This window comes from Microcoleus sp. Pol12B4, assembly GCF_036701385.1.
Taxonomy (GTDB): Bacteria; Cyanobacteriota; Cyanobacteriia; order Cyanobacteriales; family Microcoleaceae; genus Microcoleus.
In genome coordinates, this window is sequence record NZ_JAUBQR010000249.1 from 1 (window position 1) to 9,306 (window position 9,306).

Genomic DNA, 9,306 nt, shown 5'->3' on the forward strand with positions numbered 1-9,306 from the left:
TTAATTAATCCGAAACATCTTAAAAACTGGTTTACTAATTGCTGCTACTGTACCTCATAACATCCGGAAGTGCTGTATTAGGAACAGGCAAGATGCCTGTTCCACGACATATTAAATTTTTGTGGGGCGGGCATCTTGCCCGCCCATGAAAGTGACAAATGGGATAACTGCGAACCTAATCTATCCTTTCCATCACAATTCCATCAACTATTTCATAACCCCAATTAAAATGTCGATTTGCCAACTGCTGGGCTATGTCATATTCGCCCAAATTGCAGAGTTCAACTAACTTTTGATATCCTTCATCTCTTTCTCGCTGCAATCTTGACCGCCGCAGTTTTTCTCTCTCTTCCTCAGAAGGATTTTGTCGCTCTTCTCCCAGCGGATTAATCTCGCTAATTCGTTTCATATCAGCCTCATTAAAAAGGGATTGATTCGACTATTTCACCGTCAACTATTTCGTAGCCCCATTCGGGGTTAGCACCGATTTGTTGTTCAACTATACTTCTGCCGAGAGGAGTTTGGTAAGCTTTTTGCAAAGAGAAAATAGTGGGGATTTCGGCTGCGGTTGGCAGCTCTTTTTGTTCGAGTTTTGCCGGTTCAGCAATTGTTTCAGATGTGGATTGATTGAGGGCTAATTGCGGCGCGATCGCCCCTAACTTCCGCATAACGCTATCCTTGGTGATTTGCGGTTTTTCGTTGAAGGAAGAGGGCAGATATGGTGTGTCAACGCCCTGGTTTTTGGCTTTGAGTGCATCATCGGCAAGGCGATCGCACTTTCGCAAAAATCCCTCCCACAAATCTTTGCCCAAAACCGGGTTTCTCAAATCAGCACGGGCTTTAGAGACTGCTGCTTCTAGCGGTTCGCCTTTGTGCACGTAATACTGAATTCGCTCCTCTTCAAAAGCAGGATAAGGCACTTCCGGTTCGATTTCCCAATCTCGCTTAACTTTCTGACTTTCTCCTAAAGGAATTCCGGCGATAAATTCCTCCCAAAAAGTCGAGGTTAAGCCTTTTGTCATGCTGTCAATAATTTTAAATGCCCATCCAGAAGGATTGCCAAATCCTAAGCTGTGCTCTTGAGCATATGCTTCTAAAGCTCGCTGAAAGTTGTGCAGTTCTTCTTGGGAATTCCAAGGGCCGCTAAATCGGTAATGAGGGGTGACAGCAACGGCTATTTGCTGGCGGGGTTGCCCGAAATATTTGTCGGTTTTAACTACATGATTTGGGGGTGATGTTTCGCGGAAGATTTCTACAGGGTGATTGTGACTTTCGCGGCTTATCTGTGTTATAATATCTGGCGGATTCGGTGTCCAAAAGTTATTAAGTTTTTCCTCGAAAGCATCAATGTCAGCCCAGAGTTCTAGGGTGTCCGTGTTGGGATTTGTTAATTTTTCTTTCAGGAGCGATCGCACTTTGAGCAGGCGTCTCGCGAGTTCTTGTTCTTCGTGATTTAAACCGGTGGCTTTTTCAATTTCGCTGCTGTTGGTTTTTACCCATTCGCCGGAGTTGGAATGTTGTGATTGCCATTGCAATAATTGGCAAAGAAAAATACTCGCCGCGACTCCGCCGGTAATTGTGGCGAGTTTGGGATAGTAGATGGCGGGGTTTCCTAGATTTCCTAAAAATATTCCTATTTTCATTGTGTATATTCCTAAGTCCCGTAATAGTAGGGTACACCTCGGCGCACCTTACCTCGACTAAACTAGCATTGAGAAACTTAAGATTTTCTTTAAGCTTCTGTCTATTCCTGACTGAATGGAGTTTCTAGAGTAAAAACGGGGATCGCTTATTCGATCGCCTGATTGACAGGACTGAGTTAAACGTAATAATAAATTATTTACTGTACAGCTTCTGCCAAAATGAATCCAGAACGCCAAGAGGCTTATTTGAACTTAATCGAGCGAGTGCTTACTTGTCCCAACGGCCAAGAACCAGAGGTTTTGAGCTCGTGTTCCGATTTAATTGATGCGGGATTTGTGCAAATGCTAATCCAGATATCGGCTTCAATGGCGCGCGAAGGTGACGAAGATACTGCTAATTTTTTAGTGCAACTTGCTCGTTTGCTGGGGAAATCTTTGGGTTTGTCGCCGGATTTGAGGCCGGCTGGGTACAGTAGTGCAAAGGGGTAGAGAAGAGTTGCGATCGCCTCGTTGTATCATGTTTTGAGAAATGAGGGCGATTCCCTACCCTTCGGGATAGCTTTGCTTCACCTAATTTTTAAATGCAGCTATGGCTTTAAAGTTTATATTCTAGAGGCTCGCAAAACTCATTCACCCCACTTTTAAATACATAAATAATCACCGAAGTTACCAAAATATCAGGGCAAATTTTTGCTGCCACTAAATCTCTAAATGCTGCATTCAATTGTCCGTTTGCCAACTCTTCTTTAACCTCGGATTTGCAGATAGCAACGCGGCATCTTTTGGCTAATCCGTCTAACCAATTTTCTGATATATTCGGTTCTTGTCCGGCTTGAATTGCTAGAGATATCGCTGCATCCTCGATGTTACCTTCGCAATCTTCGATTGCGTCTAGGGCTTTTAGGGCTTCGGGATATTCGGCTAATTGCGAGCGAAACTGGGCAATTTGTTGGGAGGTAATAATCATCATATTATTTTCCTGTGTTCTCTGCTGGCGGGACAAGTTTAGCAATTAAAGTTGATATTATAGCATTTTTTGGAGTGAAGGTGAAATTGGGAGATCGAACCTCATTACATTTTCAACTAATATTTTGGACTTCGCAATAGTCCGCCTGGGGTTGGAACCCGTGTCAAAGCTTAACTGTTTTTGCAGAGGACTGATGTTAAATGCGATCAATATCTGGCATTAACGCCCTAAGCCGCCTGATGTTTAAACCCATTTCAAAGCTTAACTGTTTTTGCAGAGGACTGATGTTAAATTAGATTAGTTTCGTCGATCCTTGACAAAAAGCAGCGCTAAAATAGGTTTGCAGAACTCATATTTCTAGGGAGTTGGGAAGAATGACAACCGTTACTTTAAACTTAGATACTGTCGAACTAACAGACGAACAGTTTTACCGTTTATGGCAGATGAATCGAGACTGGCAATTTGAACGAACTGCTAAAGGAGAAATTATTATTATGTCACCAGTAGGCGGAGTCAGCGGCAATTGAGAAGCAGATTTAATTACAGAGTTGGGCTTGTGGAACCGTCAAACGCAGCTAGGGAAAGTGTTTAGTTCTTCCACAATTTTTTGGTTGCCAAATAATGGCGATCGCTCTCCAGACGCGGCTTGGGTTAGCTTGGAAAGATGCTCGGCTTTAACAGAAGAACAACAAGAGAAATTTCCGCCAATTTGTCCTGATTTTGTCATTGAATTGCGTGAAGCGAAGCTATCCCGTTCCCCGCAGGGGTTCCCGAAGGGTAGGGAATCGCGCACAGACCCGCTGCGACCCCTTCAGGAGAAAATGCAGGAATACCTCAACAGCGGGTTGCGCTTGGGTTGGCTAATTAATCCTCAAGACGAACAAGTAGAAATTTATCGCCCTTCTCGCGAGGTAGAGATTGCAGAGTTTCCTGTGAGTTTATCAGGAGAAGATGTCCTGCCCGGATTTGTGCTTAATTTGCCGATGATTTGATTTTGCCTCAAATTTTTCCTGTTTCCAACTGTATTTTCTTCGGACAAATATCATCATCGTACCAACCAGTCAAAGCCACCGCCAAAGCATCCGCGGCATCGTCCGGTTTCGGAATATAACCCAACTCTAACTCCCGCGCCACTGCCTCTTGCACTTCAGATTTATCCGCATTACCGCGGCCAGTCAAAGCTTGCTTAATTTGAGCCGGCGTAAACTCGAACAGCGGCACTCCACACTGCGCCAATACTAGGGTCAAAACACCCCGCGCTTGCGCTACAAGTATGGTATTTCCCATCTTGTAAAAGAACAGTTTTTCGGCAATTGCTAGATCGGGTTTAATCTGTTCAATTACCTCGTGCAAATCGTCGTAAATTGTTTTTAACCGCTGTCCCATTTCCTGTTTTGGCGTTGTTTGTATGACGCCGCAATCAATCATGGAAACAAAGTTTTCATCTTGTTTACCGGGGACAATTTTACAGCAAATTGCCCCGTAGCCGAGATTTGCTAAGCCGGGATCTAATCCTAAAATTCTTTTTTCCATTGCCCGAATTAGTAATTGGAAATGGGGAAAGAGGCATTAAAAATTTTAGAAATGTTTCCTCACCACCCATTACCAATTACCAATTATTAATTACTCCTCAGTTGTTTCTAGACCGAATACCCGATCGAACACTTTAGTCACTTTATACCCCGAATCTATTGATTCTAGCGGGTCTTTCCGCAACCGGTGCCGCAAACACAGAGTCATCACCCGGCGAATATCGTCCACAGTCACCTCCGTGCGACACTCCAAAGCCGTGAAAGCTTTCGCAGCCCGATTTGTCACCAAATCGCCCCGCAGCCCGTCTACGTCCAATTCCGCGCAAACTTGGGAGATTTTTACTCGCAACTCTCGATCGATATTTACCGATTTCAATCTTTCCTGGGCTTCCACCAACCTCTGCTGCAGTTCATCTTGTTCGCGCTGGTATTTCGCGAGAAACTCCGCTGGATTTTGGTCAAAACTCGATCGCTGCTCGACAATTTCCACTCTTAAATTCGGATCTTTTACAGTCCGAATTTCTGCGTGCATCCCGAATCTGTCGAGCAACTGCGGCCGCAATTCTCCTTCTTCTGGGTTGCCAGAACCGATTAAAATAAACTTAGCCGGGTGGCGGATCGAAATGCCTTCTCTTTCAACAGTATTCCAACCGCTGGCGGCCGAGTCGAGCAAAACATCGACTAAATGATCGTCGAGCAAATTGACTTCATCAACGTACAGAATGCCGCGGTTAGCTTTAGCTAAAAGGCCGGGTTCAAAAGCTTTAACTCCTTCCGACAAAGCTTTCTCAATGTCGATCGTACCGCAAACTCGGTCTTCGGTAGCGCCCAGAGGCAAGTCTACCATTTGAACTTTCTTGCGCGCGATTTTAATGTCAGTTTGAGATAAAGTGCGATCGCGCACCTCATCGCTCATCAAATCTGGATCGCTGGGATGACTGTTAAAAGGATCGTCAGCCACCACCTCAATTTCCGGCAGCAAATCAGTGAGGGCGCGGATTGTGGTAGATTTACCAGTACCTCGATCGCCCATAATCATCACCCCGCCAATTTTGGGATCGATGACATTCAACAGCAGCGCCAGTTTCATCTCCTCCTGACCAACAATTGCAGTGAAGGGAAAAACAGCGCGGCGGGCTGGGGTAGCGGTAACGGTTGGTAGAACGCCCGCATTTAGGGTATTGCTGACTTCGGCAGTAGGACTCACAGGATAACTCAAAATATAATAATTGCTTGTTTATTGTGACATACAAGCGGACAACAGTCGATCTGCAGCCTTGAAATCCAAGTGCAGAGTTTGTGTGATTCCTCTCAAAACGCCGCCAAAAACAGACTATTTCTGAGACACAGAACACGCCAACTCTAAAATTTGTTGCTGGCGTTCATCAGACAAACGTTCAACCATCGCAGCTAATAGCTCAGATACAGACAACCAACGCCTTTCTTGCGCCTTCCACACGACTAAAAACTGCTCGGAAGACAGAGTGCACAAAGCTATAGTTTCGCCAGAGCGATCGCTAAATTCTATTTCGTAATTTCCCTCATCATAACAATCTACAATAGCCCCTCTAGCACCTAGGTGTAAATTATATTCAGGCAATGTTACTAACAATTCTACTACATCAAATACTTCTGGCACGATCGTGCTTACCTCCGAACGAATAGTGTTACCAGTCTCGCCCTATTACTACCCGGTTCTACGATCCAAGCTGTACGGAAAATCTCCTGCTGTCCTTGTATGCCCAGAATTACAAATTCTACAGCATAGCGCTGTCCGTGTTTGTCATTTAGTCCTAAAACTGCTTCCGTATCAAGAGTTTTAGTTAAAATCTGTGCTAACAGTAACTCATAGTTTTATTGATACAATTCTAAACGACGCTGAAATATTACAGCTTGATGGCTACCGACTGGATTATCTAAATTAAGAGCATACTCTGTTAATTGTCGATAATCGATAACGAGATGACTGACAAGTTCTTTTAGCTTCATGTTTGTTGAGATAACACTAATTTTAGCATCCACCAGATTAAAGAGCTGTTTTGGGAACCCGATCGACTTTCAATTTTAGCTCTAAGGTACAATAACTAATAACTAATGACTAATGACTAATGACTACCACTGTGGCTCGGAAGCCATCAAAGCAGTCGCAGCCTCGCTCGGTAACGGCTTAGCAAAAAAATAACCCTGACCGTATTCGCAGCCGATCGCCCTTAATCTAGCTAATTGTGCCGCCGTCTCCACACCCTCAGCAATCACATCCATACCCAAAGCGTGAGCCAGCGCCACAATCGTGCGGACGATCGCCACATTCTCCCCCTCGCTTTCGAGCTCCATCCGCCCCACAAACGACTTATCAACCTTCAAAGTATCCGTAGGAAAACGACTCAAATAACTCAACGACGAATAGCCAGTGCCAAAATCATCAATTCCCAACTTGACATTAAGCTCCTTCATGTGCTTTAAAACCGCGATCGCCGACTCCACATCATCCATCACCACACTCTCAGTAATCTCCAACTTCAAACTATCGGCACTCAAACCCGTTGTTTCCAAAATCATCTGAATGCGATCGACCAAATCCGGCTGGGCAAACTGCTTTCCCGACAAATTTACACTCATAATTAAAGGCTGATCGAAATCAAACATTCCCTCCCAAAGCCGCAACTGCCAGCAAGCCTCCTCCAACACCCACTCACCCAGCGGCACAATTGCCCCCGTTTCCTCAGCCACCGGAATAAATTTCACCGGCGAAATCAAACCTCGCAGCGGGTGCTGCCAGCGCACCAAAGCCTCAAACCCAATAATCCTACCAGTTGCCAAAGATACAAACGGCTGGTAATGCAGCAAAAACTCCTGACGCTTCAAGGCCACCCGCAAATCAGTCTCCAACTGCAATCTCTCCACCGCCAAAGCGTGCATCGAAGCATTAAACACCTGATACCTTCCCGTTCCCAAAGCCTTCGCCCGGTACATCGCCGTGTGGGCGTCCCGCAGCAAGTGTTCCGGCTGTTCCCTGACAGTAGCAGCAGGTTCGCCGCCCACCGCAATCCCGATACTTGCCGTCACAAACACCTCCTGCCCCTTCAAATCAAAAGGCACAATTAAAGCTTGGTGAATGCGACCGGCCAAATCCACCGCACTGCCAACATCAACATTCCTCACCAAAATCGCAAAATCGTCACCCCCCACCCGCGCCACAGTATTCCCGGAGCCAATAATCGCCCTCAACCGCTGCACCACCGACATCAGCAGTTCGTCCCCCGCCAAATGACCCAAAGAATCATTAATCACCTTAAACCTGTCTAAATCCAGAAACAGCACCGCAAACAGATAGCTACGCCGACCCCTAGTATTGGCGATCGCCCGCCCCAGGCAATCCACGAACAAATCCCGGTTGGGCAAACCCGTCAGAGAATCGTGAAAAGCATCGTAAAGCTTTCTGTAAGCACTGACACCCACACCAGTCACAACCAAACCCAAAGTCGGCGACACTAACGGTACCCACCCACCCCCAGTAAAAATCCCATAACTAATCCCCAACAGTCCCATCAATCCCGCACCCCCAGCCAATCCCGCCTTCACAGGATGCTGAATCCGCCAAGCCAAAACCCCGCCAACCATCGCCCAAGCACCGTTCCACAAAATTTCCGCCCATTCCGGCCACACCCAAAAGAGCGATCGCCCATCCAAAACTGCACTCAATATTTGGCTGAGCATTTGCGCGTGCAGCAGCACTCCCGGCATTTTCGGACTTTGCTTTTTAACGGGACTGTAGGGCGTCAGAAACACGTCTCTGGTGCTCGGTGCAGTCGTCCCGATCAACACAATTTTGTCCTTAACCCAGCTTGGTTCAATTTCCCCCTTCAATACCTGCGTGATACTGACTTGTCGCGCCACATCCTTACCAGAACGGTATTTGAGCAGAATTTGGTAGCCTTTGGCGTCGAGATTTGCATAGCCGCCGCTGTGAGAAGTTAAAGGCACAAATTCTGCCTTTCCCCAGTTGATTTGGTGGGGATGAACAGAACTATTTTTCTGCTGTACTCTGTCTTTGAGATACAGCAAAGCCACTTGCACAGAAAACGATAAAGCAATCTTTTTGTCTGGTTGCGAGACTGAGAGCAAATTGCGGCGTACAACGCCATCAGGATCGAGCACGAAGTCGTTAAAACCGAGCCGATCGGGCGGTATCCCCGGGGGCGCAGCCACTCCCTCACTTTCTGAATCGCTCAATTTATAAATCGCCACAACATTCCGTGCTTTCAGCCCGGCCAGCAATTCTTCGTGTCCCGGCGCTTGAGGCAAATCCCGATACAAATCCAAACCGATAACTTTTGGCTGATACTTTTGCAGTTTTGTCAAGGTTTGGGCGATCGCGCCGTCGGAAATCGGAAATCTCCCCAAAGCTTGAATATCGGCCTCAGAAATTCCCACTACCAGCAGTCGCGGATCGGGGCCCGAATCTGGCTGCAAGCGCACTAACGAGTCAAAACTCCCCAATTCCAAGCCTTGCAGGCCTCCCAACTGCCGAACTCCCATATTCAGCAGCGTTACAGTCGCGCCCGCAAGCATTGCAGGCAAAATCCTGACCCGTCGGTTTTGATAACTCAGGTTGAGACCAGTTGCGACAGACATGACATATCGAAGATTTCGAGAGAATTTGGCAGTCACAGAAAAAATATGTCGGTGCAAATTAGCTTTGCACAAGTCTGTTCTTACAGAATTGAGCTTAATATGAGATTGAATGTAATTTTTTCAGACCTTGTGCCGCAACCGAGTTTCTTTAAGCTAATTACTCGATTTGGCCAAGTATTTCTCGAATGGGAACCGGGTTTTTGAAGATTTGCCGAAAAATCCTGTCTTTCATTCCTTGTTTCCCCAAATTCGCACAAGCGTTAAAATTTAGTCGATCGAACTTTCAGGATATTTTTGAGATTATGGCGAATCAACTTCCGATTCCGGTGATTGTTAACGGTGCCGCAGGCAAAATGGGCCGCGAAGTAATTAAGGCGATCGCTCATGCTAGTGACATGACCTTATTTGGGGCTGTAGACCGCTCTCCTGAGTGCCTCAACGCCGATGCCGGGGAATTAGCCGGATGCGGCCCGTTAGAAGTTCCCATCACTGACGACTTGCAAGGAATGCTGGTATTAGCAGCTCAGGA

Annotated in this window: 8 protein-coding genes and 3 pseudogenes; 3 read left to right on the plus strand and 8 right to left on the minus strand. The window is 46.4% G+C overall.

Features of this window, described 5'->3' with window-relative positions:
* Positions 1 to 175: 175 nt before the first annotated feature.
* Entirely contained in the window at positions 176 to 409 is a 234-nt protein-coding gene (locus tag QUA38_RS24905; protein WP_333096052.1) for a hypothetical protein, read from the minus strand.
* Between the two features lie 10 nt (positions 410 to 419).
* On the minus strand, positions 420 to 1,643 hold the full coding sequence (locus QUA38_RS24910) for a hypothetical protein (RefSeq protein WP_333096051.1): 1,224 nt from the start codon (positions 1,641 to 1,643) through the stop codon (positions 420 to 422).
* A gap of 219 nt (positions 1,644 to 1,862) precedes the next feature.
* Here QUA38_RS24910 and QUA38_RS24915 point away from each other — a divergent pair, with 219 nt between their 5' ends.
* Positions 1,863 to 2,132 (plus strand): hypothetical protein, encoded by a 270-nt coding sequence (locus QUA38_RS24915; protein WP_190660572.1) that lies wholly within the window; start codon positions 1,863 to 1,865, stop codon positions 2,130 to 2,132.
* A 106-nt stretch (positions 2,133 to 2,238) separates the two neighbouring features.
* On the opposite strand, the gene QUA38_RS24920 is transcribed toward QUA38_RS24915, so the two are convergent.
* Entirely contained in the window at positions 2,239 to 2,613 is a 375-nt protein-coding gene (locus tag QUA38_RS24920) for a hypothetical protein (RefSeq protein WP_333096049.1), read from the minus strand.
* A 371-nt stretch (positions 2,614 to 2,984) separates the two neighbouring features.
* On the opposite strand from QUA38_RS24920, the pseudogene QUA38_RS24925 reads away from it, so the two are divergent.
* A pseudogene (locus tag QUA38_RS24925) lies at positions 2,985 to 3,602 on the plus strand (Uma2 family endonuclease).
* A 7-nt stretch (positions 3,603 to 3,609) separates the two neighbouring features.
* On the opposite strand, the gene ruvC reads toward QUA38_RS24925, so the two are convergent.
* The 5 genes and pseudogenes from ruvC to QUA38_RS24950 form a co-directional block, all read right to left on the minus strand.
* Complete coding sequence (gene ruvC, locus QUA38_RS24930) at positions 3,610 to 4,143, minus strand: crossover junction endodeoxyribonuclease RuvC (protein WP_333166665.1); 534 nt, start codon at positions 4,141 to 4,143, stop codon at positions 3,610 to 3,612.
* Positions 4,144 to 4,233: 90 nt separating this feature from the next.
* Complete coding sequence (bchI, locus tag QUA38_RS24935) at positions 4,234 to 5,349, minus strand: magnesium chelatase ATPase subunit I (protein ID WP_333166667.1); 1,116 nt, start codon at positions 5,347 to 5,349, stop codon at positions 4,234 to 4,236.
* A 126-nt stretch (positions 5,350 to 5,475) separates the two neighbouring features.
* Positions 5,476 to 5,781, minus strand: a complete 306-nt coding sequence (locus tag QUA38_RS24940) for a DUF4926 domain-containing protein (protein ID WP_333166670.1) — start codon at positions 5,779 to 5,781, stop codon at positions 5,476 to 5,478.
* An 8-nt stretch (positions 5,782 to 5,789) separates the two neighbouring features.
* Positions 5,790 to 6,131, minus strand: a pseudogene (locus tag QUA38_RS24945) (DUF6883 domain-containing protein).
* A 123-nt stretch (positions 6,132 to 6,254) separates the two neighbouring features.
* Positions 6,255 to 8,777 carry an EAL domain-containing protein gene (locus QUA38_RS24950; protein WP_333166673.1) on the minus strand — a complete coding sequence of 841 codons (2,523 nt, stop codon included), beginning with the start codon at positions 8,775 to 8,777 and terminating at the stop codon, positions 6,255 to 6,257.
* 299 nt (positions 8,778 to 9,076) lie between these two features.
* Here QUA38_RS24950 and QUA38_RS24955 point away from each other — a divergent pair.
* Positions 9,077 to 9,306: pseudogene (locus QUA38_RS24955) on the plus strand (4-hydroxy-tetrahydrodipicolinate reductase); the annotation flags it as partial.

Bases quoted from the DNA above. Each gene is read 5' to 3' on its own strand.
- QUA38_RS24905 (WP_333096052.1), bottom strand. From the start codon at position 409: ATGAAACGAATTAGCGAGATTAATCCGCTGGGAGAAGAGCGACAAAAT.
- QUA38_RS24910 (WP_333096051.1), bottom strand. From the start codon at position 1,643: ATGAAAATAGGAATATTTTTAGGAAATCTAGGAAACCCCGCCATCTAC.
- QUA38_RS24915 (WP_190660572.1), top strand. From the start codon at position 1,863: ATGAATCCAGAACGCCAAGAGGCTTATTTGAACTTAATCGAGCGAGTG.
- QUA38_RS24920 (WP_333096049.1), bottom strand. From the start codon at position 2,613: ATGATGATTATTACCTCCCAACAAATTGCCCAGTTTCGCTCGCAATTA.
- ruvC (WP_333166665.1), bottom strand. From the start codon at position 4,143: ATGGAAAAAAGAATTTTAGGATTAGATCCCGGCTTAGCAAATCTCGGC.
- QUA38_RS24950 (WP_333166673.1), bottom strand. From the start codon at position 8,777: ATGTCTGTCGCAACTGGTCTCAACCTGAGTTATCAAAACCGACGGGTC.